This window comes from Pinibacter aurantiacus, assembly GCF_019130065.1.
GTDB lineage: Bacteria > Bacteroidota > Bacteroidia > Chitinophagales > Chitinophagaceae > Pinibacter > Pinibacter aurantiacus.
This window is the reverse complement of the sequence record NZ_JAHSPG010000001.1, coordinates 180,498-207,351: the sequence shown is the minus strand read 5'-3', so window position 1 is coordinate 207,351 and position 26,854 is coordinate 180,498. Positions and strand designations below refer to the sequence as shown.

Below are 26,854 nucleotides of genomic sequence, written 5' to 3'. Positions count from 1 at the left end.
ATTAAAGCCCAACAACTAACAACTATCAACTAACAACTAGAACTGATAACAACTAAGATGAAAAAAACGCTTCTATCCTTTGCGCTTCTTGCTGCTTCAATGGCAAGCTTTGCGCAGATTGTGAACACAGTGAATGATCCTGTAGAATGGGTGAATCCTTTAATGGGTACGGAGTCCAAGCCCAGCCTTTCAAATGGTAATACGTATCCTGCCGTGGGTATGCCATGGGGTATGAACCTGTGGACGCCGCAGACGGGGCCGAACGGGGATGGCTGGGGCTATACTTATACTGCTGACAAGATTCGCGGTTTTAAACAGACCCACCAACCTTCTCCGTGGATGAACGATTACGGAATGTTTTCGATCATGCCGGTAACGGGTAAAACAAAATTCACGCAGGAAGACCGCCAAAGCTGGTTCTCACACAAGGCAGAGGTTTCAAAGCCTTACTATTACAGCGTTTATCTTGCTGATGCAGATGTTACAACAGAACTAACACCCACAGAGCGTGCCGCGCAATTCCGTTTTACGTTTCCGAAAAGCGATAGTTCATTCATTGTAGTGGATGCGTTTGATAAAGGTTCCTACATTAAAGTAATTCCGGAAGAAAAAAAGATCGTTGGTTACTCAACCAAATACACTTACGGCCCGCTGCCGAATTTTAAAAACTATTTCGTTCTTTATTTTGACAAACCGTTTACGGTTGCAAATACCTGGAGCGGTAAAGAAATAACAGGTAAACTCGAGCTGCAGGCAGATCAAACAGGCGCCATTGTTGGTTTTAAAACAACAAAAGGTGAACGTGTGAATGTAAGGACCGCTACATCTTTCATTAGCCTTGAACAGGCAGAGTTGAACCTGAAAAAAGAACTCGCTAACGATAATTTTGATGCAACGGCTGCGAAAGCAAAAGCTGCATGGAACAAAAGATTAGGCGCGTTAAAAGTGGAAGGTGGTACAGTGGACGAGGTGCGAACATTCTATTCCAGTTTGTACCGTACATTGTTTTTCCCAAACAAAATGTATGAGTTGGATGCCAACAACCAACCTGTGCATTGGAGTCCGCACAATGGCCAGATACTCCCTGGGCGCAGGTTTTCAGGTACGGGCTTCTGGGACACTTTCCGTGCCTTGTATCCGTTCCTGAATTTAGTTTATCCATCCATCAATAAAGAAATGCAGGAAGGTTTGGTGAACGATTATAAAGAAAGCGGATGGTTGCCTGAGTGGTCAAGCCCTGGTCTTGCACAATGTATGATCGGTAACAATTCTGCCTCTGTTGTAGCAGATGCTTATATCAAAGGTCAGCGTGGTTACGATATCAACACTTTGTATGAAGCGTTGATTCACGGTGCGAACAATGAAGGCCCAAACAGCTCAGTTGGAAGATTTGGTGTGAAATACTACAATGAGCTGGGTTACGTTCCCTACGATGTGAACATCAGGGAAAATGCGGCCCGCACATTGGAATATGCGTATGATGATTTCACTATCTATCAATTAGGGAAAGCATTGGGTAAACCAAAATCAGAAATTGAGATTTATGCAAAACGCAGTATGAACTATAAAAACATTTTTGACAAAGGTTATGGTTTAATGCGTGGTAAAAATAAAGACGGTAATTTCCAGTCACCATTCAATCCTTTCAAATGGGGCGATGCTTTTACCGAAGGCAACAGCTGGCATTATTCATGGTCGGTGTTTCACGATGTGCAAGGTTTGATCGACCTGATGGGTGGTGATCAAAAGTTTGTAAACAAACTTGACTCCGTATTCTCAATGCCACCAACATTTGATGAAAGCTACTATGGCGGGGTTATTCATGAGATTCGTGAAATGCAGATCGCAGGCATGGGACAGTATGCACATGGAAACCAGCCCATCCAGCACATGATTTACCTGTACAACTATGCAGGTGCTCCGTGGAAGGCGCAATACTGGATACGCCAGACAATGAACAAGCTTTATAAAGCAACGCCAGATGGCTATTGCGGTGATGAGGACAATGGGCAAACTTCTGCATGGTATATTTTCTCTGCATTAGGCTTTTATCCTGTTACGCCTGCAACAGATCAGTATGTGGTGGGAACGCCGTTCTTTAAAAAAGCAACCATTCAATTGGAAAACGGAAAGCAAATTGTCATCAATGCCGCCAACAACAGCGCATCAAACCTATATATCAACAGCATGAACTACAATGGCAAACCATACACTAAAAACTGGTTGAGCCATTCAGATATGCAAAAAGGAGCTGTACTTAATTTCTCCATGTCCGCCACTCCGAATAGGCAGAGAGGCGCGACGAAGGGGGATGTGCCGTATTCTTTTTCGAGTGAGGTTAAATAAATTGAAAATTGAAAGTTGAAAATTGAAAATGAGGTTTGTATGCAAAATGTCTTATTTGTAACTAGCAAGTTGATTGCTCGACAGTAAGAAAATAGCATCGAAAGCATTTTCAATTTTCAACTTTCAATTTTCAATTATTTAATCATGCAGCGCCAAAACCGGCACACTCGTATGATGTATCAACTTCTCCGTCGCGTGTGTTCTGAACAACGAGGCTATAAAAGAGTGTTTGTGTGGTAACACTAAAATTAGATCGGCTTTTTTATTATTTGCAAATTCATTAATTGCTTCTACGAAATGGCGCTGTTTTACAAAAGAAAAATCAATTGTAAAATCGCTCAAGGCATTTTGCAGAAGCATTTTCTTTTCTTCTATGTCGGCGGCTTTTGCATCTGATGCTTCGTCTGCGATAGAAACAACGTTTACCGTAGGTTTAAACAACTCCAGCATAGAACGAATACGGTCGAGCGGCAACACGTGTTCTTCATCTTCAAAATCAACGGCCAGCACCACTTCGTTAATGCCACTATAAGTAGCTCCCGGCGGAACGATGAGCACAGGCACATTACCAATATTGACAATGTTGATGGCGTTTGTACCAAGTAAAAACTGCTCAGCGCCACTATCTTCAGACACGCCCATGATCACCATGGTGGCATTGGTTTGCTCAATTTGTGTTTCTATGTGGTCAAGTAAGCTAATTCCGGGTTCTGCAACGCATGTTATGTCAAGCTGAGGGTCCATTGCCAATAGTCTTCCCTTCAATTTTTCAAGAGCAATAATGCGTACTTCATGTCTTGCTTCAGGATCGTTTACCAATGGGGTCCCGTCAATGCCTGCGGGTATTGGTTCATAGACATTCACAAGAATGATGCGACCGTTTACTTTTTGCGCTACTTTACCGGCATAAACTGCGGCATTGTCTCCAATCTCGGTAAAATCCACTGGTACTATAAAAGTGTTCATGACTTAATTTATTTATGATTGTAATCAAAAATGTTATGCCAGAGAGAAATAATAACTGAATAACTGAATGACCGAATAACTGAATGGTTGAAAGTCGTAATGCAAAATTGAATCTAAACCACTCAGTTATTCGGTCATTCAGTTATTCAGTTACCGAGCATCGCGAACTTTGCTTTCATGATAACATCATAACACTCAAAATGTTCTAAACCGTGGTACACAATTTGCCATAACTAACTTGATACTATATTTGCGTTTTAAAACCATTAGAACTATATGACAAAATCACGTATTATCCTTGGCGCTTTACTGATCGGAAGTTTGCTAACAGGAACAGCACAAGCGCAGTCTAAATCCGGACAACCCATTACTCCTATGAAAGTAGGTTCTACGACACTTAACCTTGGCATAGGCGTAGGAGCCCCGTATGACGGTCACTACAATGGCAACGCATTTGGTACTAAGATAGCAGCGGAGTGGGGCCTTTGGCAGGCCGGCCCGGGTGTCATCACATTAGGTGGTGAATTTGGCGGATCCTTCTCAAACAAAAGCTATTATAATGATCACGATCATTGGCAGGCAAGAACGATTGTCCTGGCAATGAGATCAGCGTGGCACTACGGCTGGAAGGTAAAAGGCCTGGATACCTATGGCGGTTTATCTGCCGGTATTGGCTTTGAACGTTACGGCTACGAAGACCATCGTGAAAATGATGTTATCCCTGTTTTCGGCGGTTTCGTTGGTGCTTCATACTTCTTTACGCCGGGTTTTGGTGTGAACGCAGAAGCTGGATATGACATTACAAACTTCCAGGTAGGTGTAGTTTTTAAATTAAAATAAAAGTTCTCAAAACTTCTTTAAAAGCTGAAAATCAATTAAAAAGATTGGTTTTCGGCTTTTTTTATTTAATAACTGAATAACTGAGTGACTGAATAACCGAATGGTTGATAGTTGTAATACAAAACTGAATTTGAACTTTCAGTTATTCAGTTATTCAGTTATTTGCGTTCGCCTTCTTACCTTTGCGCCCTTAAATGAGGCTGTAAATAAACAAATTGCAGCAAAATCACAGGAACAATATGATGAAGTACGAAAAAGAAATCAACAAGCGCAGGACCTTTGCGATTATTTCTCACCCCGATGCCGGTAAAACCACGCTAACAGAGAAACTCCTGTTGTTTGGTGGTGCCATTCAAACTGCGGGGGCGGTGAAAAGCAACAAGATCAAAAAGCACGCAACGAGTGACTTTATGGAGATCGAAAGGCAGCGTGGTATCTCTGTTGCAACTTCTGTGATGTCATTTGAGTACAACGATATTTTGATCAACCTTCTCGATACGCCGGGTCACAAGGACTTTGCGGAAGATACTTATAGAACATTAACTGCGGTCGACAGCGTAATCCTGGTGATTGACAGTGTGAACGGGGTGGAGGACCAAACCCGCCGCCTGATGGAAGTTTGCCGCATGCGCGACACGCCGGTTATTGTTTTCATCAACAAAATGGACCGGGACGGTAAGAACCGTTTCGATCTGCTGGAAGAAGTCGAGAAAGAATTGAGCATTCACCTGCACCCGATGACCTGGCCGATTAACAGCGGTAAGGATTTTAAGGGTGTTTACAATCTGCACGATAAAAGCCTTGTTTTATTTACAGCGAATACAAAAGCTTCGGATGATGAAGATGTGGTAACGATCAGTGACTTGAGCAATAATGTGCTTGAGGATAAACTGGGTGACCGTGATGCAGAAACACTTCGCGAAGATGTGGAGCTGGTAGACGGGGTGCACGGACCACTAAACATAGAAAATTACTTAGCGGGTAAAGTTGCACCGGTGTTCTTCGGTAGTGCCGTGAATAACTTTGGTGTAAAGGAAATGCTGGATACGTTTATCACAATTGCCCCGGCACCTCGCAGTCGCCAAACGACCAAACGTCCGGTAGATGTGGAAGAAGATAAACTAAGCGGTTTTATTTTTAAAATACACGCCAATCTTGATCCAAAGCACCGCGACCGTATTGCGTTCCTTCGTGTTTGCTCCGGCCGTTTTGAAAGAAATAAATACTATCACCACGTTCGTTTGGATAAAGAAGTAAGGTTCAGCAACCCGTACAGCTTCCTTGCCCGCAGCAAAGATGTAATTGAAGAAGCATTTCCTGGTGATGTGGTTGGTTTGTTTGATACCGGCAACTTCAAGATCGGCGATACATTGACAGAAGGAGAAGATTTTTATTTCACAGGTATACCTTCCTTTTCACCCGAAATATTCAAAGAGGTGGTGAACAAGGACCCGATGAAAACCAAGCAACTTGAAAAAGGTTTGTTGCAATTAACAGACGAAGGAGTGGCGCAGCTATTCACCCAGTTTGGTGGCAATAAAAAAATCATTGGTTGCGTGGGTGAACTGCAGTTTGAGGTAATTCAATACCGTTTGTTACAGGAATACGGTGCCAGCGTTGAGTTTCGTGCACAACCTTATTACAAGGCTTGCTGGATAACCAGCACCGACAAAAGAAAATTGGACGATTTCACCCGTTTCAAATCTTCCAACATTGCCGAAGACAAAGACAAGCATCTCGTTTATCTCGCCCAAAGCGAATGGTTTCTCAACACAGAAAGACAGAACAATCCCGATATAGAGTTTCACTTTACGAGTGAGATTCATAAAGAACAATAGCTGAATAACTGAATAATTGAATAACTGAATGGTTGATAGTTGTAATCCAAAACTGAATATGAAACATTCAGTTATTCAGTTAATCAGTTATTTGACTTCTGAGTCTCTGGCATAAAATTCGTGTACTTAGTCCTATCAGCAACCAATGAACCGACCAGCTTCTGCATTACTTGACCGTTTGTATGCAATTCCGTTTTCGATAGCGGCGTTTCTTATCGTATTCATTTACTCGAAACATGGCGGTATTGGCATTTCCCCGGATTCCATTGTATATGTTAGTTCCGCAAGAAGTCTTGTGGAGCATGGCAAATTGCTCGGTTACAATCAATTTCCGGTAGTTGATTTTCCATTCGGTTATCCCATATTTCTCGCTGCGATCAAATTTATTACACATGTTGATCCCGTGGTGGCCGGCCCGTATTTGAACGGCTTTCTGTTTGCCGCGGTGGTGTATACAAGCAGCATGATCATCAACAAATTTGTAAACCATTCCCTCGGTTACAAGTGCATCGTGTTGTTGTGTATAGTGGTTGCACCCAGCCTGCAGGAAGTTTATAGTATGCTGTGGTCAGAATCATTGTTCATCCTGCTTTCACTGCTGTTGATATTGGCCTTGCATCGTTATTTTAAAACCTATACGCTTTCAGGTCTTCTCCTTGTTTCGCTGATTGTGTCGGTTGCTTGCGTTACACGTTATGCAGGCATTGCCTTTGCGGGTGCGGGCGGTACCTTGCTGCTTTTCGACAAGAAACTTAGGCCCGGGAAGAAAGCGCAACATATCATTATTTTCAGTTTCATCTCGCTCTTGCTGCTTGCCATCAATTTGTATCGCAACTTGCACGTGGGTGGGTTTCTTACAGGCAACAGGGAAAAAGGCATTACCCCGCTGTCGGATAATATTTCTTACTTCGGCTCGGTAGTGGGAAACTGGTTGCCATTTTTCCCCGATCATTATACCATTTCATTGGTGGTGGGATGGATAGTATTATTGGCGATAATCGCGATTTGTGTTTACTACTGGGTAAAAGGCAATCAATGGTACACGAGCTTTGAAAACATCACGAGTGTATTTGCGTTGGTGTACGCATCGTTCATCATTCTGTCTTCCACCATTTCACACTACGAAAGAATTAATGACAGATTGTTGTCGCCGCTATACATTCCTTTGCTGTTCAGCTTTACGAGCCGCATTCCTGCATTGATACAAATGGAAAAGACGAGAGGTTTGCGCATCGCAACGATCGCGTTTTGCCTAACCATCTCCGCGGGATTTTTTTATAGACAGTATCAAAACAACCTGGAGTTTTATGAAGATGTGAGTACTTATGGCATTCCGGGTTACACCGATGATACATGGGTGCATTCGCAAACAGTGAATTTTATACAGCAGCATAAATCTTTTTTTAATCCGGCTTATTGCATTTACTCCAATGCACCGGAATCCATATATTTTAATTGCGGATTAGTGGGAGAGAACCTGCCGAACAGTAAGTTTCCCAAAGATGTAGATGAATTTTATAGTGAGGACCACTACTACATCGTATGGTTCAATAATAAGGAAGAAACGCCTTTGTCTTTACACGAAATTAAGCAGCACAAGAATCTAAAGCAGATCACGAGTTTTACTGATGGGGAGATTTATGAGTGTGAGGAATGATTAGGAATTAGGAATTAGAAATTAGGAATTAAGAATTCGTTCTGTGTATCGGGTTGAGGAGGTGCGCGATCTTTCTATTGCAACGGGCTTCGACAGGCTCAGCCTGACACTCCGTTTACGCTGTCAGGCTGAGCTTGTCGAAGCCTTATAACACATAAGCAATGAATCCTGATTTTTTGCTATCACACCAAATTTACAGTTGTTGGTTTCAACCGACAGAAAAATGAAATCCGATAAAACCGATTTAACCTTAAGCAACCCTCCGTTTCCTCTGTGCTCTCGTGACCAGCTATTTATTGAAGTGTTTATTCTCCGCGTACTCTGTGGTTAAAAAAACGCTGCACCTAAACGCGGCCACAAAAAATCGATCACAAAATAATGTTGTAATATTGGCGATTATGGTTTTGCGGTATTCGCAAACGGCAACACAATTTAAATGCAGAAGAACACTCACAGAATTGAAGCCCTAGACTCGCTCCGTGGTATTGCGGCCCTACAGGTGCTGTTGCATCATTGCCTGTTGTGTTTGCCTGTATTCTACGCCGTGTTTAGCCCCAAAGCGCCTCTGCCTTTTAGCAGCGCTGAAAACACCATATTAAACGCGCTTACTTATTCTCCGTTGCATTTTTTCTGGTTGGGTAACGAGCCGGTGATTTTGTTTTTTGTACTAAGTGGCTTTGTTCTATCGATCCCATTTAATGATGGTGGACAACATTTTGACTACAAAGCTTATTTCGCAAAACGATTGATACGTTTATACATTCCTTACATCGTATCCATATTTTTGTCCATGTTGCTTCGTGTTGTCTTGTATCACCCCCTGAATATTCATATCAGCGATTGGTTCATTAGCATGTGGACAAAACCTGTAAGCGCACAACAACTAGCGGATATTATTCTATTGAAAAGCGACGCAGAATTTCAAAACGTGGTGTCAACCTTGTGGAGCCTCGTTATTGAAATAAAACTGTCACTTATATTTCCACTAATCTTATTTTTTTATCGACGATTGAATTTCGTTTGGAGCTTTGCTGTGTTGATCGGTATTATTCTCACTTATCATCTGCTGGTGAAAGCAGGGCTTTTTGAAAGGTTTGGAAAAAGCTTTGAGACATTTTATTATCTCAGTTTTTTCATAATGGGTGCGGTTCTTAATTTTTTCAAAGATTATTTTCTCAGAATAATCAATGGGTTTCCCGCCGCGGTCATCATTTTTATAACGATTGTTGCATTGCTATTAAGCACCTGCAGCTGGAACATATGGTTGCTTCCGGAGCATCCCCGAAATTTTTTAATAATGATCGCAAATTACCTGATTGCAGGAGCAGGGATGCTGTGGATATTGCTTTTTCTAAGCAATTACTACAAGCGCGTGGCAGAGTCGGCTCCTTTAAAGTGGTTGGGAAAAATATCGTTCAGTTTATATATAATCCATCCAGTTTGTTTACTCATTGCAGTGTATTCATTGCGCGTTTTGCCCGTTCCTGTAATGATATTGGCAGGCTTTGTTTTGTCATTTGTATTCGCATCTGTTTATTACAAACTTGTTGAACAGCCTTCGTTGATATTTGCAAAAAAAATAGCCGATCGCATCAAAAAGAGGAAGATTCAGGGTGTAAAATCGTGATCGGCATGCAATAAGTTGTGAAAAAAAGTGCAACAGGTTGCACAAAATATTCATTTAAAAATTATCAATATTTGGATTATTTTCTTAAATAATCTTTTATCTTCGGTCGCTTTTGTAAATAATTATACACCAGAATAAGTGTATTTTTTACAATTATTATTTAAATTGCACTCCTAAAATTGTTTGAAAGATGTCGACTACTGTCTATCCAAATGAAACCAAAGCTGCTGCTGGATCTAACATTGATACCGAAAAGCTGAAAGAGGTTGCGTCGCAGGTTCGCCGCGACATAGTAAGAATGGTACATGGCTGTCAATCGGGCCACCCCGGTGGTTCATTGGGCTGTACAGATTTCCTGGTAGCACTGTATTTTAAAATCATGAAGCACGATCCTGCTTTTCATATGGATGCAGTAGGAGAAGATGTTTTCTTTTTGTCGAACGGACACATTTCCCCGGTATTCTACAGCGTACTGGCTCGTTCCGGTTACTTCGATGCAAAAGAACTGGCTACTTTCCGCAAATTAGACTCTCGTCTGCAAGGTCACCCAACTACACATGAACACCTTCCCGGCGTAAGAATCGCTTCTGGTTCTTTGGGTCAGGGTCTTTCTGTAGCAATCGGCTGTGCGCTAGCAAAAAAACTGAATAAAGACAATTCTCTTGTTTTCACATTGCACGGCGATGGTGAATTACAGGAAGGCCAAATATGGGAAGCAGCAATGTTTGCTCCTCACAATAAAGTTGACAACCTGATCGCAACTGTTGACTACAATGGTCAGCAAATTGATGGTCCTACAGATAAAGTACTTTCATTGGGCAACCTGAAGGCTAAATGGGAAGCATTTGGTTGGGACGTTATCGAAGCTGAACACGGCAACAACATGGAAGAAGTTGTAAAAACGCTTGAGCTTGCCAAGAGCCGCACTGGCCAGGGCAAACCTGTTTGCATTTTGCTGAAAACTGCAATGGGCGCCGGCGTAGACTTCATGATGGGTAGCCACAAATGGCACGGTGTTGCTCCAAATGATGAGCAATTAGCTGCTGCATTGGCGCAATTGCCTGAAACATTGGGCGATTATTAATCGGCCTCGTTCATCATTTTTACAACGGGTTTTTGATAACCCCCAACAAATAACACAATGAAAAAATACACATACACAGATAAAAAAGATACACGCTCTGGTTTTGGAGCAGGATTATTGGAAGCAGGAAAACGTAACCCAAATGTAGTAGCACTTTGTGCTGACCTCGTGGGTTCTTTGAAAATGGATGCGTTCATTAAAGAATTTCCAGAGCGCTTTCAACAAATAGGTATTGCAGAAGCAAACATGATCGGCATTGCTGCAGGTATGACCATTGGCGGCAAAGTGCCTTTCACCGGTACTTTTGCGAACTTCTCTACCGGCCGTGTGTATGACCAGATCCGTCAATCTGTTGCTTACTCTGATAAAAACGTAAAGATTTGTGCTTCTCACGCTGGTCTTACTTTAGGTGAAGACGGCGCTACGCACCAGATACTTGAAGATATCGGTTTGATGAAAATGTTGCCGGGAATGACAGTGATCAATCCTTGCGACTACAACCAAACCAAGGCAGCCACCATCGCTATTGCTGACCATCACGGTCCGGTATACCTGCGTTTTGGTCGCCCGGTTGTTCCTATTTTCACAGATGCGGATCAAAAATTTGAGATCGGAAAAGCATGGGTGGTAAATGAAGGCGTTGACGTGAGCATTTTCGCAACAGGCCACCTGGTATGGGAAGCCATCAAAGCCGGTGAAAAATTGGCTGAAATGGGCATCGATGCAGAGATCATCAACATCCACACTATTAAGCCACTTGATGAAGAAGCAATTCTAAAATCTGTAGCAAAAACAAGATGCGTGGTAAGTGCTGAAGAGCACAACCGCCTTGGTGGTTTGGGCGACAGCATTGCACAAGTGTTGATCAAACACGATCCGGTTCCAATGGAGTACGTTGCTGTAAACGACAGCTTCGGCGAAAGCGGAACGCCTGACCAGTTGATGAAGAAATATGGTCTTGATGACGAAAACATCATTAAAGCCGTACAAAAAGTATTACAACGCAAAGGCAAATAAATTAAGAAGGTCCCGCAAACAGCGGGACTTTTTTTATATTTCACGCAAAGGCGCAAAGGTGCCACGCGGAAGTATTTCACGCAGCGAACGCGGCGGAGCGGCGACGCGGAGGACGTTGAGGCGTTTAAATTTGTTTAAAGATTTTCTGCAACCAGATTTTCAACCTTGGCAAAAGCAAATGATATGATGCACGTTCAAACCTCCGCTGCGTCGTTGCTCCGCTGCGTTCGCCGCGTGAAACTCAAACGCTCTTTGCGCTCTTTGTTTTTTTCTTTGCGCCTTTGCGTGAAATTCTAGCTGCGTGAAATATCAGCGTTATTCTGTAATTTGAACGAAACATTTGCTTCCCATATGGATGCTGAATACGCAAAACTTCAAAAGGAAAACATCTGGTTACGATTAACGCCATCTCATCGTGTAATCATTAGTCTTATAACGGGTACCGTTGCTTTTTTGCTGCTGAATGCTTTTAATTTGGAGGTTCTACTGCGTATTATGCTTTCCTGGGACGTATTTGGTGCAACGCTTATTACGCTCGGCTGGACGGTAATCTTTGCCCGCTCTACTTCCAGGATACGGGAGTTTGCAAGGCGTGAAGATGGCAGCCGCCTGTATGTTTTTTTGCTTGTATTGATTTCCTCTTTCGCCAGCATGATTGCCGTATTGATGCTTATTTTATCCAAAAGCGATTCTGATAAACATCACACTATTTATCTGATCGCCACAATAGCCGGGATGCTTTTCTCGTGGATTATTGTACACACAACCTTTACCTTTCACTACGCACACATGTACTATGATCATGACGATAACGACCCTCACATGAAAGTCGGCGGACTTGATTTCCCTTCAGAAAAGAAACCCGACTATTTAGATTTTGCCTACTTCGCCTTTGTTATCGGAATGACTTTCCAGGTTTCTGACGTAGAGATCAGTAATCGAAAAATAAGAAGGCTTGCACTCGCACATGGGTTGATTGCTTTTGTGTTAAACACATTCGTCGTTGCACTAACGGTGAACTTGATCGCAGGACTAAAGGGTTGAATGTTATAAGTAAAAACGCTTAGAGCTTTTGTGTTTTCTACTCAAATTTTATCGCAACGGCCAAACACGTTTAAAGCTGCGGCTCAAGGATCTATAACTGCGTCTTAATTTTAATGTAAGTGGAACTATTTAATAAACGCCAGAATGCGTTTGTCACATAAAAACCTTTTTATATTTGCACCCAATTCCGGCCCTGGCTTAGATAGTTACGCTAATCCGGACTAATACGAAAACTGGAACCCCTAAGTAATTATGAAAAAGCTATTAATCGTACCCGCTTGCTTAATTTCTGCAATGCTGTTTGCACAGAAAAGCAACAAATTTGATTTTAAACTGGGAACAGAATATGATCTCCCGCGCAAAACAACAGACCTCGCATTTGTAGGAAATCAAAAAGACGGTATCGTAAACCTATCGCTGAAAAAAGAAGAGCTGATACTGGTTAGGTTCAATCCAGAAACGCTTCAGAAAACCACTGAACAAACAATTGACCTGGATGCTACAAAAAACTTCAACAGCGAAATTCTGGCAGACTTTAACAATGGTAAATATTTTTGGCTGCATAGCGATTGGGACAAAAGCAGCGAAACAGAAGTATTGTATTGTGATAAAGTGGATATTGCAAAAGGGCGCATTACAGATGCGAATACCGTGTTGCTTAAAACTACAAAAATCTCCGGAACCTCTGTAGCTACAGGGTTCTACAGCATGAAGACAACTGACAAGTACGGTTTTCAATACGATGCTGCCCGCAAAAAAATGTTGGTTAATTACAGGCTAACTCCGGAATTTAAAAACGATAAAAAGAATTACGATAAGATCGGTTTTTATGTTTTTGATGAGAACATGAAAAAATTATGGGGCGGTGAATTTACAATGCCATATACGGAAGCAGTAATGGACAACCTCGGCTATTCTGTAGATGCAGATGGTAACGCATACATGCTGGCTAAAATATACGCGAGTGATGCACGTAAAGAAGTTGATAAAGAAACGGGCAACCCGGGTTATCACTTCGAAATTTTGAAATTTGCAAAGGATAGCAAAACACCGGTAATTATTCAGATTGCGCTTGATAATTATTTTATCAAACAAACATCGATAGCCGAAGATTCACAACACGAATTGATCGTGGCTTGTACATACAGCAAAAAATCAAAAGATTCGGGAACCGAGGGCGTATTTCTCGCGAAGCTAGACCCAAGCGGTAAATTGGTTGGCTATAAAAAAGGCTATTATCCGTTTCCGGCAGAAGAGCTTAAAAAATTTGAATCTGCAAAAAGCAGAAGAAAGATTGACAAAGACGAAAACTACGAAGCAAAGAACCTGGTGGTTCGTAACGTAGTAATTGACAGCGATGGCGGTATCTTCCTCACTTGCGAAGAGTATCAATTGATAATTAGCTATTATACCGATTCAAGAGGATACTCGCACAGACGCGTAGACTCTTATTATGGAGATATTATTGCATCGAAAATTGATGCTTCCGGCAATTTTCAGTGGTTGCGTAAAATCCCTAAAAACCAAAGGGGCGGCTTATCAAGAGGCACCATGAGCTTTAAATTGATCAGCGATGCATCAGGTTACTACTTCCTGTATCTCGATAATTTAAAGAACCTGAATTTGGCAGAAGATGAAACGCCAAAGGCGCACGTTGACGGTTATGGCGGACAGGTAATGGTTACCAAAATTGCAAATGATGGCACTATTTCTAAAAATCTATTGTTTGATACAAGAGAAGAAGATATCATGATCTTCCCGGCAGATTTCTATAAATTTAACAACAATCAATTTATCGGAAGGGCACAGTTGAAGAAAAACATTTTTCAGCCGCTGCAGATAACTGTGAAAGAAGGAGAAGTAGTGAGCAGCAAGTAAGAATTTAAAAGTCAAAATTACAAAGTCAAAAAAAGCAAATCCCGGAAATCGGGGTTTGCTTTTTTTATGATGATGATTTAATTATTTTGTGAACATCGGCAAAGGGTTGAATGGGTGTTTAAATAAATTTTTCGCAATTCTGTTTATAAGAAAAACGTGAAAACCTTTATTGGGCAATAGTTTTCGTGTTTTGCTGATTTCTTTTCTATCATACCCGAATGTGATCAGTCCCAATGAAACATCAATGTAGTCTGCTTTGCGAAATACTTCTGCCGTTTCATATTCTCCATTGTATGAACTTCGTTTGTGGTGCCAGTAAATCATTTCCATTACTTCATCAATGTAAGGTTGTTTGTTTTCGCGGATCAAATAAATTTTGGCCTGCTCCATGGATGGCTTTAAATAGTCAATCGTGTTATCCGTCCAAATGCCTATGTCATGAAAAGCCGCAGCCACGGCATATTTCCACTCATTGTCATGGTTGTTGTCAATCATTTTGCAATTGAGAAATACGCGATAAACGTGATTGCGGTACTTCGCATAGTCACTGCCAAGGTTAGCTGAAAAATTGTCGAGAATTCTTTCGATAGTATGATTGATGTAAGTCATCAGTTTTTTTTCTTAACCAATGTAATAAAGCGCTTCCGCTAAATCAAGCAACAACCACAAACTTAACGCACGAAAAGGTTTATTTTTTTTAAATTATGCCAACAATGTCGGCAGTTAATTGTAATGGCAATAACACTAAAAAACCAAACGAAAGTAACATGCAAAATGAAATCAAAGTAGCGGACTACGCTACCGACCCAAACATTGAGGTTCACACTAAAAACTTCCTTAAGGCATTGAACAGCGGCGATGGAAAGCCCATGGAACAAATGACTCCTGCGGAAGCACGGAAAGTACTGGAAGGCGCACAAACATCTGTTACAGTAGATGTTTCTGGAATTGATGTGGAAGAAAAAACAATCTCCCAAGATGGTTTATCTGTGAAAATTTATGTGGTAAGACCTGCCGGTAAATCAGCAGTGTCGCCCGTTTTCATGTTTTTCCACGGGGGCGGCTGGGTACTGGGTGATTTTCCTACGCATAAAAGATTTGTTCGCGACCTTGTCGTGTATTCAGGCTTACCCTGTGTATTTGTTGAATACACCCGCTCGCCGGAAGCTAAGTATCCAACTGCATTGAATGAATGTTACGCCGCAACAAAATGGGTAGCGGAACACGGCGCGGAAATTAATGTTGATGGTAAAAAACTGGCAATTGTTGGAAACAGTGTCGGCGGTAATCTTACTGCTGCAACGGCACTAATGGCAAAACAAAAGGGAGGCCCGGAATTGAAATTACAATTGTTGTTCTGGCCGGTCACAAACGCCGATTTTGAAACGGGTTCTTACAACCAATACGCAACGCAAAGATTCCTTACAAAAAATATGATGATCTGGTTCTGGGACAACTACACTGGCGAACAAAGAAGTGAAATATTGGCATCGCCACTCACAGCAAGCCTGGATCAGCTGAAAGGGCTTCCTCCTGCATATGTACAAACCGCAGAGAACGATGTACTCCGCGACGAAGGAGAAGCCTATGCAAGAAAAATGGACGAAGCTGGCGTAAAAGTAACCTTGACAAGGGTGCAAGGCATGATCCACGATTATGGTTTGCTGAACCCGTTGGCGACTACTCCGGCTGTGCAGGCTGCGCTGAGGTCTGCAGCTGCGGAGATAGAATTTGCGCTGCGTTAGAAATCAGAAATTAGAAGTTAGGAGTTAGGAGTTAGGAATTCTTTAAGATCTGCATTTTGTAATCAACTATTTACAACTTTAAGTATCAAGCGACAATCTCAGCCTGCTACACAGAAACAATTCTTAATTCCTAATTCCTAATTTCTAACTCCTAATTCTTAATTGTCAATAAATTCCTTCAGCTTCTTCACATTGTTAATCTTAATGCTTTTGCCGGAAGTCGAAATGATCTTTTCCTGTAAAAGTTCGGTGAAGAATTTGAACACCGTTTCGTAAGTGGAGCCCGCGTAGGATGCAATGTCCTGGCGGGTTATGGCTACTGCAATGAATTTCTCCTTGTTCAGCCCGAATATTTCCTGCATCTCCAAAAGCAGTTCTGCTATACGTCCCTTCACATCCATGTGTGCGAGATTGCGCATGCGGCGCTCAGCTTTCTTCAATTCCGCAGCATACAATTGCATCATTTTATAGGTAAAAGAAGGGTTGGTTTTAAACGTGGCTTCCAGGAAATCGTTTGTTATAAAACATGCTTTACAATCTTCCAGTGCAGTTGCTGAGATGGGATACGTATCGTTGTCAACCAAAGCGCGATGTCCCAATACATCACCTGCTTTTGCAAATCGAATGATCAGTTCTTTATTGTCAACCCATTGTTTGTGCACTTTTACAAAGCCTTCGTAAATAAAAAAAATGCCTTTCACTGCATCGCCTTCAGCGAATATCGTTTCACCGCGTTTAAAGGAATAAGTTGTTTTCTTTACGCTGATGGCATCGCGCCACTCGGGCATGCAATGTGTGCAAAGGAAGCAACTTTCAATATTACATTTCGATACTTGCATGGATCAATAATAAGGTTTTATTTGAGAGAAGGAACGCAGATTTTCATGATTGTCATGATTGGTGATGATTTTGATTTGAGATTAAAGTGGTTCGAGAATAATATTAAATATCAAATTCAAATCTTTGCAAATCATGACAATCATGAAAATCTGCGTTCCTGTTTCCTTAAAATATCTTTCAGTTTATATTTTTTAAATAAAATAACTGCAATTTTTGCCAAAAAACATTGTTTATGCAATATTTTTGTAAAAAATAAGATTAATGAAAAGTGACAGTATACCCGTAGCGCCATCGCTGAACGTACCCTATGGAAAACAAAAAAGGCTTAAGACTGAGGTAGTTAACAAACGTGTTTTGTACCTCGCCACCCAGGCAATTATCAATGCCATTATCATTGGCCTCATCGCCCGCCTGCTCGTTTACCTGATCGATTTTGTGACCAACATAGCTTTCTACGGAAAGTTTTCTATTCAACCTGCTTCGCCTGCCGGGCATCATTTGGGAATGGCAGTTGTTCTTGTTCCCATCATCGGTAGCATTATTGTTGGCATAATGGCCCGTTACGGATCGAAAGCCATTCGTGGTCATGGCATTCCCGAGGCAATGGAAAAAATCATTCTCGAAGAGAGCCGCATTCCGCCAATCATCACTTTTTTAAAGCCTTTGTCTGCAGCCATTTCAATTGGTACCGGCGGCCCGTTTGGTGCGGAAGGTCCCATCATCGCAACCGGTGGTGCCTTTGGTTCCGTTACCGGTCAGTGGATGCACATTTCGTCAACAGAAAGAAAGATCATCCTTGCGGCGGGAGCGTGTGCGGGTATGTCTGCCATTTTCGGAAGCCCGTTGGCAGCTGTTTTACTCGCGATAGAATTATTGTTATTTGAATTCTCTCCAAGATCAATCATCCCCGTAACATTGGCTTGCATTACCGGTGCGGGCATGCACATCCTTTTGTTTGAAAGCAGACCGGTGTTTGAAATGCCGAACATTCCGGCTCCGTCAGATACGGCTCTGATCGTGTATGTTGTTTTTGGTTTGATCATCGGTGTCGTTGCGAGCCTCGTTTCGAAATCAGTGTACGCAATGGAGGATCTTTTTGAAAAATTGCCTGTTCACTGGATGTGGTGGCCCGCGATCGGCGCCGTTGCCGTGGGCGTTGTAGGGTATTTTGCGCCCGTTACAATGGGTGTCGGTTACAGCAATATTCAGCATTTGTTAACAGGCAGCTTGCCTCTGCAAATGTTGCTGGTACTGTGCTTTCTTAAATATATATCATGGGTCGTGGCGTTAGGTAGTGGAACTTCAGGTGGTACACTTGCGCCTTTGTTTACCATTGGTGGAGCTTTGGGCGCACTGTTGGGAACCTATGCGCTGCAACTGTTTCCTTCATTGGAAATCAATGTGGCAACCGCTGCATTGATCGGAATGGCCGCGATGTTTGCAGGTGCGTCACGTGCATTGTTGACATCAATAGTATTTGCTTTGGAAACAACCGGGCAAAGCAACGGGTTGCTTCCTCTGATTGCCGCTTGTATTGCGGCGTATGCGATTTCTTTTTTCATGATGAAAGAAAGCATAATGACTGAAAAAATCCACAGAAGAGGTGTGAAAACTCCAAACGCTTACGAGCCGGATGTGTTGCAACAAACTAAAGTGCAGGTCTTGACATCCCCGGTTCCCAAAGATTACAGCAGTGCCTTCCATGTTCACATGTCAGATGATATCGCAGTGGCTGCGGAGATAATGGGTAAGCACAACATCGACTCGTTGTTCGTATTGAACGATGAAGAGGCTGCTAATGGAATTATAACGTCTCGCTCCATCTTGCAATTCTACAGCAGTGAAAAAGCAAAGACCCATCGTTATGAATCGCCGGCGAGAACAAGGAGGATTATGGTGAAGGGAAGGAAGCTGTTTTTGAGAAGACCAATTAATAATTAATAAAGAATAATTAATAGAGTGAATGCGTAATTGATTTGTGCCTTCCGATAATGCAAGACGTAATAGTTTTTAACAAGCTGTTACGTCTTTTTTTCAAACATTGTTAATACAGATTGAGCATCATTACCTCGCATTCCGTTCATCAATAGTTCGTTATTAAACATGTTACTATTGGTCTTGAAAATCGCTCTCTTAATTATTAATTATTAATTGTTAATTACTTCCTGTACATCCTCACAGCTTCTTCCATCTTCGCATGCACCACCTCTTTTAATTTCTGCAGATCGTGCTGCGTCATGCCGGCTACTTCAACAGGTTCTAAGAATATGGCGCGGCAAATGCCGGGGGTAAAGGAGAACACGCTGCGGTAGTGCATTCTTTTGATTGTATCTGGAAAGATCAACGGTTGGATGTGCGTTTGCGTTTCAATGGCAATACGAAAAGCTCCATCGTAAAAGGCTTTTAGCGGTTGGCCGGTTTCGTTAAAAGTGCCTTCCGGAAAAATAAAAATGGAGATGCCGAAACGGATGAACTGCTTTAATGTGCGAACGCTTCTGGCACGATTCCTTGCACTGCTCCGGTCAACCATAACAGCAGCGTTCCTGTATAAAAAACCAAATAGCGGAACCTTGCTCATTTCATATTTACCCAGCGGACGCACAGGTTCACGAATAACTTTAACGATCATCGGAATGTCAAGATAAGAGATATGATTCGCAACAAACACGCAAGGCCTTTTTTCTGTTGACTTCGCTTCGTGAATGTTTTTTGCGTAAATACCGATCATCGTGAGCCAGATATCTGCCCACAGCGTGCAGAGTTTGAAAAGCATGTTGCCGCCCCTTATTTTGCCAAAAAAAGAAGCAATGAAAAAGAATGGCATTAGCAGCAGCAACAGCAGAATAAACAAAGCCATTGCATACAGGCTGTAAATAAGTTGAACGGGTTTTATAAGATACTTCATGTAAAATCCTGTAATAAAATCTAAACTTGTTTTTTAAAATAGACACGCTTGTTAAGTAAAAAATAAAAAGTCAAAATTCAAAAGCTTTTAATGCGACCGCTCGCAAATCAGTGTTTGCGGGTCTTTTTACTTTTCCTGCCCGTCCGGTCAGGCGGGGGTTTTTTACTTTACCACTAGTTGCAATCACACTCAAAGTCGTTATCCAGGTCAATGCAGGTCACAACTTTTGTGTCAGTTTCGCATTGCGCAAATACGATGCGCACATGCTGCTGGTCCTGCGTATATCCTTCCAGCGCGTAAGTAGGGCAGGGTTGGTCCTGCAGGTTGCTCTTTTTATAATTAATATTGCCATTCTTCATAATGTCCTCCACTTCGGCTTGAGTGATGTGCCTGCACTTCATGCGGCACTTTGCATGCTGCGTATAGTCAAGATAGCTGATTTTTCTGTTGAATCCTCGGCTGCGGGTAGTTTCGCGTTTGGGTTGAGGGCCGTTGTCGTCTGTCCTTTTCGCGTTATCGTTCAAGCCGCGACAGGTACGGACAAACAACAGCAATGCAGCGAGTACGATCAAAAGAATAAAAGGAACAAGCTTCTTTGTCATTATCGGAATTTAAACGGCCAAATCTAAAGCATTTTCCCTCAACGTGTTGAGTTTCGTGCGGCTCGTCACAGTATTTCACGCAAAGCTGCAAAGGAGCAAAGGCGCCAAGTGTTTTTCACGCAGCGAGCGCGGCGGAGCAACGAGGCAGCGATGGCTTATTGTTCCAGTTTGCTTTTGAATGTATTATAGCCCGATTGTCAGCTTTTACGAAAGAAGAAAGAAAGTTAAACCTCACATTACCCCCGCGTCGCTGCTCCGCTGCGTTCGCTGCGAGAAACCATATGTCGCCGTGACAGCTTCGCGCCTTTGCTTCTTTGCGCCTTTGCGTGAAACTGGCTTTTGCTTATCTTTGCGCCCTTATGTCAGCAAGTAAATCAGTCGCCTTTCACACATTGGGTTGTAAACTAAACTTTTCTGAAACCTCTTCCATTTCACGAATGATGGAGAATGAAGGTTTTGAGAAGAAGGATTTCGATGATGTGGCCGACGTTTACGTGATCAATACATGCTCCGTAACTGACAATGCTGATAAAGAATGCCGCCAGCTCGTGCGCCGCATTCAACGCAAATCCCCTGAAAGCCTGGTGGTTATTACCGGCTGTTATGCACAGCTAAAGCCAAAGGAAATCTCCGAAATCCCGGGTGTGGACTTAGTGCTTGGAGCGGCGGAAAAATTCAACATTGGCAAACACATTGCGGAACTTAGCAAAGGCGATTCTGCCAAAATTTCCAGCTGCGATATTGAAGATGTTACCGGTTTTAATTCTTCATTTTCTATAAATGATCGTACACGTACTTTCCTTAAAGTGCAGGACGGTTGTGACTATACCTGTTCATTTTGTACCATTCCAATGGCTCGCGGCAAAAGCCGTAGCGATAGCATAGCAAATGTGATCCGCAATGCGGAAGAGCTTGCCGCTAACGGTGTAAAAGAGATTGTACTTACTGGTGTCAACCTCGGCGACTTTGGTAAAGGTCCTGATGGCAATAAAAAACATGAAGAAAACTTCTTTGACCTGGTACAGGCGCTCGACAAAGTGGAAGGTATTCAGCGTTACAGGATCTCGTCTATTGAGCCTAATTTGCTGACTAACGAGATCATCACATTCGTTGCCAACAGCGATAAGTTCATGCCGCATTTTCATATTCCACTGCAAAGTGGCAGCAACAAAACGCTCGGACAAATGCGCCGTCGTTACAAGCGCGAGTTGTATGCGGAGCGTGTGCAGCTTATCAAAACACTGATGCCGCATTGCGCGATTGGTGTGGATGTGATCGTTGGCTTCCCCGGCGAAACAGACGAAGACTTCAAAGAAACTTTTGATTTCCTGCATTCTCTTGATGTGTCTTATTTGCACGTGTTCACTTACTCCGAACGCGACAATACACACGCACTTACTATAAACCCGGTTGTTCCCGTTAATGTGAGGCATGAGCGTAATAAAACCCTGCGCAACCTGTCTTACATGAAAATGCAATACTTCACTGAACAACATGCGGGGCAAACCAGAAAAGTTTTATTCGAGGGCCACGAAAAGAACGGCATGATGGAAGGTTATACAGACAACTACATCAAGATAGCAGTGCCGTTTAATGCAGAGTGGGTGAATAACGTGGTGGATTGGAAAGTGTGATTGCAGAATTTGAAAATTTGAAGATTTGAAGATTTGAAAATGCTTTAGGTGCATCTTTTTAAATAATTTTCATTCATTCTTGCAAAGCAAATGATCTAAATTCACAGGGACACCAGCACAGAATGAATTTTCAAATTTTCAAATTCCCACATTTTCAAATTATTCCCTGGGCTTGACCTGGGAATAAATCACCGTATCTTCAAACACGCCTTCCGGACTGAGTTTGTTTTCTTTAAAATAAGCGTCGCGTGTAAAGCCTTTCTTTTCCAGCAATTTTGCAGATGCTATGTTATTCGGGTGAATAGTTGCTTCAATGGAGTGTAAATTCATTTTTTCATAACCATATTTAACCACGGCGTCAAATGCTTCCTGTACTATTCCTTGTCTGTGGTATTTGCCGTTTAGCATATAGCCGATTTCAGCACGATAATCTTCTTTGTACAGATTTACAAAACCTATCATGCCCAGTAGAAATGGATTGTTCTTAAGAAAGATACCCCAGTTGATGCCTTCATTGCTTTTTCTTCTTCGCGAGATCAATTCTATCAGATTGGTAACGTCCTGCAAATTCGTGGCAACGGGACGTGCGATATATTTCATCAACTCTTTATCGCGTCTTATCTCAAACAAGGCATTTACATCGTTGGCCGTAATTTCTTTAAGCTCCAATCTTTCAGTAACGAGTATCGGAAATGGCTCGAAGTTTACCTGCATCATGGTGTAATGGTTTTGTGAGATGCAATGTAAGAAAAAAGGCGGGTTGCGTGAACTCTCACCACTAAGGCACTAAGGACACTAAGTTTCACTAAGAGAGGTTTAAATTGAAAACACTCCTTAGTGTTGCTTGTGTCCTTAGTGTCTTAGTGGTAAAAATTCTAGACTTGCACTTTCAAGACTTTTGTACCTCCTACACCGGCATCAAATGCGTTGCAATGCCAATCCTGTTCCATGCATTGATGATAATGATGGCCATGATCAGCTGGCCGATTGTTTTCTCATCAAAATATTTTGTTGCTTCAGCATAAGTCGCGTCGGAAACATGCTGATGGATCAAAGTGACTTCTTCAGTTAAGGCAAGAATGGCCCTTTCTTCGGGGGAGAAAAACGGCGTGTCGCGCCATACGGTAAGCGCATAGATCCGTTGTTCTGTTTCGCCAAGTTTGCGGGCATCTTTGGTGTGCTTATCCACGCAATAAGAACAACCGTTGATTTGCGAAGCCCTTATCTTGATCATCTCTTTGTGCAATGGCGCAATATTGGTGGTCGCTAAAAATTTATCGAACTCGATCATTGCTTTGTAAGCCTCAGGATTAGTTTCGTGCATTTTGATTCTTGTGCTCATAAAATAGATTTTTTTGCTTGCACAAAGATGGGAAGGAGTAGAGAGTTAAAAACTTGAAGTAGTTCAAGAAAGAGTTGAGAGTTGAGAGTTGAGAGTTGAGAGTTGAGAGTTGAGAGTTGAGAGTTGAGAGTTGAGAGTTGAGAGTTGAGAAAAATGTAGTCGTTCAAAATACAACATTTAATCTTAAGCATCGAATGTTTGACTATAAATAACTCTCAACTCTCCATTCTCAACTCTCAACTAAACTAGTATTTCCCCGCTCTTATCTTACTAAGAAACTCCGCCGAAAAGCCAAGGTACGAAGCAAGCATATACTGCGGGATGCGTTGAATAAATTCGGGGAACAAATTGCTGAAATGCAAATAGCGCTCTTTGCCTGTCATGCCGTAAATATACCTGATGCGCATCTGCGAAGCGGCGTATGCCTTTTGAATAATAATGCGAAAGTAGCGCTCCATCTGCGGAAGTTTTTGAAACATTTCATCCTGCATGTCTCTTCTTACGATCAACACTTCGGTTGGTTCGATGGCTTGAATAGAAAAAGATGCGGGCTTGCCTGTTTCATAACTCATGTAATCGCTTAGCCACCAGTTTTCAATAGCGAATTGAGTGATCTGCTCGGCTTTTGCTTCATTTAAAAAATAGGAGCGGAGACATCCTTTCAAAACAAAATAGTTGCCGGTGCAAACCCTGCCTTCTTTTACCAGCAATTCTTTTTTCTTCACCGTGGCAACTTCCACGAACTCCAATAAAATGCTGGCTTCAGCATCGTTCAGCGGAACAAATTTTCTTACATGGTCAATAAAAGCAGCGGGCATTTTTTGAGTTTATTGCTTGGGAATAAAGGCTTTTGTGAAGATCAAAAATAAATTTTCTGCACTGTTCGAATTGAACATTTTTCATTTAACTTTATTGTTCACCAAAGAAAAAGGAGGTATTCATGCAATCTACAGATAAATCATGGACGCCTTCGGTTATTATCGCGTAACCGGGCTTTCTCCATAAAAATAATCTGCTGACCTTGGGTCAGAAGCCTTTCGCTTGCGAAGGGCTTTTTATTTTTAACCGCAAAGGGCACAAAGGTGGCGCAAAGTAAACGAAGGATTTTTTAATAGAATACGATTTGCCTTGAAAGAAGAACAGGAGCGTTTATACTTCTATCTCTCTCACTTGATGGTCCCCAACGTTTAGAACCTTTGCTTCCTTTGCGCCACCTTTGAGTCCTTTGCGGTTTAAAAAAGATTACACTTTCACCAACTTCCACCTTCCTCGTGTAAACACAATCACTGCAATCACGGTCATTAAACTCTCCGCAATGGGAATCGCCATGAACACACCTTTGGGGCCGAGCTTCCAGTAGATTGCCATTAGGTACGCGATAGGTATCTGGAACATCCAGAAGCCGAAGAGATTGATGATGGTTGGTGTCCTTGTGTCTCCCGCACCATTGAACGCGTTGATCATTACCATACCGACACCATAAAAAACATATCCGGTGCTCACGATGGTGATGGCATTGATGGCAACTTTTTCTGCCATTGGGTCATCGTTCAAAAATCTTACGATGGTGGTACCGAAGACAAAGAAAAGTATTGTTACCATCAACATAAAAATGCCATTGTAGAGCGCGGTTTTCCAAACACTTTTTTCGGCACGGTCGAATTGTTTGGCACCGAGATTTTGCCCCACCAATGTCGCCGCTGCGTTACTCAATCCCCACGCAGGGAGAATGAAGAACGTGATGATGCGTAGCGCCACCTGGTAACCCGCCATTACATCTTTGCCAAATTCAGAAACAATTCTTGCAAGGAATATCCAGCTCGCGGAACCGATCAAGAATTGCAACGTGCCAGTCCACGCTATGTGGAACAAAGATTTGATCAGTTTGAAATCAGGAGCAAAATGTTGTTTGTGTATTTTCAACACACCATTTCCTTTGAATAAATGATACAGTTGATATACCACGCCAATACCGCGTCCGCAAAGCGTTGCAATGGCCGCACCTTTCAAACCCAATTCGGGGAAGGGCCCCCAGCCATTGATCAGCATGGGACAAAGAATGATGTTGCAGATATTTGCGATCCACAAGCTTTTCATGGCCATTGCCGCATCGCCCGCACCACGGAAAATACCGTTGATAAGGAAGAGCAGCATCACGAAAATGCTGCCACCAAAAACAATTCTTGTATAGATAGCGCCGTTTTCAATAACCTGGTTGTCTGCACCCATCAATGCGAGGATCTTGTGCGAGAAGATAATTCCCAGAATGCTCACCACAATGGTAAATGCCAGTGCCAGCAGAACCGATTGTATGGCTGATTTTGCCGCCGCTTCCGGGTCTTTTTCACCAACACGTCTTGCTACGGTTGCTGTTGCGGCCATACTCAGGCCTATAGCAACGGAGTACACAATGGTTAGAACTGATTCTGTTAAACCAACAGTTGCTACTGCTCCATTACCGAGTTTGCCCACGAAGTAAATGTCTACAATGGCAAAGACTGATTCCATCATCATTTCAAGGATCATGGGAATGGCCAATAGAAAAACTGCCTTGCTGAGATTTCCTTTTGTATAATCCTGCGGAGGCCCTGCAATAGCGAGTTTCAAAAATGATATGGTACGGGCAATAAAGCCTTTATGCGTCATGAGGAAATTAATAATTAATAATTAAGAATTAATAGGTGTTGCATCATGTGTGATGCAAGCTACGCTACGATCGAAGTTCAGAGGGTAACATTGAACAACGAATGTAGCCCTCTTAATTATTAATTATTAATTATTAATTTTTTCCCTCCGCTGTGGTTCAATTTTTGCATAGCTGCTCATTCGAAAATCCTTACATTCAATTTATGAGAAGATTAGCCCTTTTATTATTTACCGTGCTTGCTGTTACCAGTTGCGAAGAGAATACCGGTTCGAAGAAGAAAAACAAACACAATACCCAGAATAAAGACACGGCCAAAAGTACCAGTCAGCCAAGTTTTGATAAATACGTGGCATCATTGTCACAGGTTCCTTTGCCCTTTAAGAATTCAACGCTTACAGGTTCTATAAAATCATATTCAAAAAATTACGACAAAACAGGTTTCGAGAAGTTCAAGCACGTATGGACTACACAGCCCATCGGCATTTTGTACAAAACAGACAATTATGTAGTAACAATGGAAACGTCTGTTGGCGAAGATGGGCAAGTACCTTACATCAATTCGTACGATAAAAAGGGAAACAAAGTGGACTCGCTGGCGCCGTTTAAAAAAACAGGTTTTGACATGGGCTATGAAAGTGTAGAATATTTAACGGTGAACGCCGATAAAAGGATTAGGGTAATTGATTCTACAAAAACATGGAAGTTGAACAAAGACAAAACAGATATTATTGAAAAGACGATGAAGCTGTCAGTTGGAACAACCTCGTATGTGGTTACGGGCGAAGGAAGGTTTAAGAAACAATGATGATCAGGCGAATTATTGAATCATTGAATTATTGAAT

Annotated in this window: 22 protein-coding genes; 13 read left to right on the top strand and 9 right to left on the bottom strand. The window is 42.2% G+C overall.

Going from position 1 to position 26,854, the window contains the following annotated elements; translation table 11 throughout:
- The first annotated feature begins 57 nt into the window (after positions 1 to 57).
- Positions 58 to 2,346: a GH92 family glycosyl hydrolase gene (locus tag KTO63_RS00815; RefSeq protein WP_217789216.1), complete on the top strand. Its 2,289-nt coding sequence runs from the start codon at positions 58 to 60 to the stop codon at positions 2,344 to 2,346.
- 138 nt (positions 2,347 to 2,484) lie between these two features.
- On the opposite strand, the gene KTO63_RS00810 is transcribed toward KTO63_RS00815, so the two are convergent.
- Positions 2,485 to 3,312: a universal stress protein gene (locus KTO63_RS00810; protein ID WP_217789215.1), complete on the bottom strand. Its 828-nt coding sequence runs from the start codon at positions 3,310 to 3,312 to the stop codon at positions 2,485 to 2,487.
- A gap of 276 nt (positions 3,313 to 3,588) precedes the next feature.
- Here KTO63_RS00810 and KTO63_RS00805 point away from each other — a divergent pair, with 276 nt between their 5' ends.
- The 8 genes from KTO63_RS00805 to KTO63_RS00770 all read left to right on the top strand — a co-directional run bounded on the left by KTO63_RS00805 (position 3,589) and on the right by KTO63_RS00770 (position 14,297).
- Complete coding sequence (locus tag KTO63_RS00805) at positions 3,589 to 4,152, top strand: hypothetical protein (RefSeq protein WP_217789214.1); 564 nt, start codon at positions 3,589 to 3,591, stop codon at positions 4,150 to 4,152.
- A gap of 239 nt (positions 4,153 to 4,391) precedes the next feature.
- Entirely contained in the window at positions 4,392 to 5,990 is a 1,599-nt protein-coding gene (locus tag KTO63_RS00800; protein WP_232372974.1) for a peptide chain release factor 3, read from the top strand.
- Between the two features lie 145 nt (positions 5,991 to 6,135).
- Complete coding sequence (locus KTO63_RS00795) at positions 6,136 to 7,647, top strand: hypothetical protein (protein WP_217789213.1); 1,512 nt, start codon at positions 6,136 to 6,138, stop codon at positions 7,645 to 7,647.
- 436 nt (positions 7,648 to 8,083) lie between these two features.
- On the top strand, positions 8,084 to 9,274 hold the full coding sequence (locus KTO63_RS00790; RefSeq protein WP_217789212.1) for an acyltransferase family protein: 1,191 nt from the start codon (positions 8,084 to 8,086) through the stop codon (positions 9,272 to 9,274).
- Positions 9,275 to 9,464: 190 nt separating this feature from the next.
- Entirely contained in the window at positions 9,465 to 10,358 is an 894-nt protein-coding gene (locus KTO63_RS00785) for a transketolase (protein ID WP_217789211.1), read from the top strand.
- A gap of 57 nt (positions 10,359 to 10,415) precedes the next feature.
- Positions 10,416 to 11,375, top strand: a complete 960-nt coding sequence (locus tag KTO63_RS00780; protein ID WP_217789210.1) for a transketolase family protein — start codon at positions 10,416 to 10,418, stop codon at positions 11,373 to 11,375.
- A gap of 351 nt (positions 11,376 to 11,726) precedes the next feature.
- Positions 11,727 to 12,419 (top strand): DUF1345 domain-containing protein, encoded by a 693-nt coding sequence (locus KTO63_RS00775; RefSeq protein WP_217789209.1) that lies wholly within the window; start codon positions 11,727 to 11,729, stop codon positions 12,417 to 12,419.
- A 252-nt stretch (positions 12,420 to 12,671) separates the two neighbouring features.
- Positions 12,672 to 14,297, top strand: coding sequence for a hypothetical protein (locus KTO63_RS00770; protein ID WP_217789208.1), 1,626 nt, complete (start codon positions 12,672 to 12,674; stop codon positions 14,295 to 14,297).
- A gap of 81 nt (positions 14,298 to 14,378) precedes the next feature.
- Here the strand turns inward: KTO63_RS00770 and KTO63_RS00765 are convergent, their stop codons facing one another.
- Positions 14,379 to 14,906 carry an HD domain-containing protein gene (locus KTO63_RS00765; RefSeq protein WP_217789207.1) on the bottom strand — a complete coding sequence of 176 codons (528 nt, stop codon included), beginning with the start codon at positions 14,904 to 14,906 and terminating at the stop codon, positions 14,379 to 14,381.
- A 158-nt stretch (positions 14,907 to 15,064) separates the two neighbouring features.
- Between KTO63_RS00765 and KTO63_RS00760 the strand changes: the two genes are divergently transcribed.
- The gene (locus tag KTO63_RS00760) at positions 15,065 to 16,042 is read left to right on the top strand and encodes an alpha/beta hydrolase (protein ID WP_217789206.1); all 978 of its coding nucleotides are present in this window, start codon (positions 15,065 to 15,067) and stop codon (positions 16,040 to 16,042) included.
- 158 nt (positions 16,043 to 16,200) lie between these two features.
- Here KTO63_RS00760 and KTO63_RS00755 read toward each other — a convergent pair whose 3' ends face one another.
- The gene (locus KTO63_RS00755; protein WP_217789205.1) at positions 16,201 to 16,881 is read right to left on the bottom strand and encodes a Crp/Fnr family transcriptional regulator; all 681 of its coding nucleotides are present in this window, start codon (positions 16,879 to 16,881) and stop codon (positions 16,201 to 16,203) included.
- Between the two features lie 262 nt (positions 16,882 to 17,143).
- Between KTO63_RS00755 and KTO63_RS00750 the strand changes: the two genes are divergently transcribed.
- Entirely contained in the window at positions 17,144 to 18,823 is a 1,680-nt protein-coding gene (locus KTO63_RS00750; RefSeq protein ID WP_217789204.1) for a chloride channel protein, read from the top strand.
- A 217-nt stretch (positions 18,824 to 19,040) separates the two neighbouring features.
- Here KTO63_RS00750 and KTO63_RS00745 read toward each other — a convergent pair whose 3' ends face one another.
- Positions 19,041 to 19,787 (bottom strand): lysophospholipid acyltransferase family protein, encoded by a 747-nt coding sequence (locus tag KTO63_RS00745; protein ID WP_232372973.1) that lies wholly within the window; start codon positions 19,785 to 19,787, stop codon positions 19,041 to 19,043.
- Positions 19,788 to 19,960: 173 nt separating this feature from the next.
- A complete protein-coding gene (locus tag KTO63_RS00740) occupies positions 19,961 to 20,389 on the bottom strand; it encodes a DUF4258 domain-containing protein (protein WP_217789203.1) in 429 nt (142 codons plus the stop codon).
- A 359-nt stretch (positions 20,390 to 20,748) separates the two neighbouring features.
- On the opposite strand from KTO63_RS00740, the gene mtaB reads away from it, so the two are divergent.
- Positions 20,749 to 22,023 (top strand): tRNA (N(6)-L-threonylcarbamoyladenosine(37)-C(2))-methylthiotransferase MtaB, encoded by a 1,275-nt coding sequence (mtaB, locus tag KTO63_RS00735; RefSeq protein ID WP_217789202.1) that lies wholly within the window; start codon positions 20,749 to 20,751, stop codon positions 22,021 to 22,023.
- Positions 22,024 to 22,182: 159 nt separating this feature from the next.
- Here the strand turns inward: mtaB and KTO63_RS00730 are convergent, their stop codons facing one another.
- The 4 genes from KTO63_RS00730 to KTO63_RS00715 form a co-directional block, all read right to left on the bottom strand.
- Positions 22,183 to 22,740 carry a GNAT family N-acetyltransferase gene (locus KTO63_RS00730; protein WP_217789201.1) on the bottom strand — a complete coding sequence of 186 codons (558 nt, stop codon included), beginning with the start codon at positions 22,738 to 22,740 and terminating at the stop codon, positions 22,183 to 22,185.
- A gap of 190 nt (positions 22,741 to 22,930) precedes the next feature.
- Positions 22,931 to 23,365 (bottom strand): carboxymuconolactone decarboxylase family protein, encoded by a 435-nt coding sequence (locus KTO63_RS00725; RefSeq protein WP_217789200.1) that lies wholly within the window; start codon positions 23,363 to 23,365, stop codon positions 22,931 to 22,933.
- A 245-nt stretch (positions 23,366 to 23,610) separates the two neighbouring features.
- Complete coding sequence (locus KTO63_RS00720; RefSeq protein ID WP_217789199.1) at positions 23,611 to 24,183, bottom strand: Crp/Fnr family transcriptional regulator; 573 nt, start codon at positions 24,181 to 24,183, stop codon at positions 23,611 to 23,613.
- Between the two features lie 424 nt (positions 24,184 to 24,607).
- Positions 24,608 to 26,011, bottom strand: coding sequence for an MATE family efflux transporter (locus KTO63_RS00715; protein ID WP_217789198.1), 1,404 nt, complete (start codon positions 26,009 to 26,011; stop codon positions 24,608 to 24,610).
- Between the two features lie 203 nt (positions 26,012 to 26,214).
- On the opposite strand from KTO63_RS00715, the gene KTO63_RS00710 reads away from it, so the two are divergent.
- The gene (locus tag KTO63_RS00710; protein ID WP_217789197.1) at positions 26,215 to 26,817 is read left to right on the top strand and encodes a hypothetical protein; all 603 of its coding nucleotides are present in this window, start codon (positions 26,215 to 26,217) and stop codon (positions 26,815 to 26,817) included.
- Positions 26,818 to 26,854: the final 37 nt, after the last annotated feature.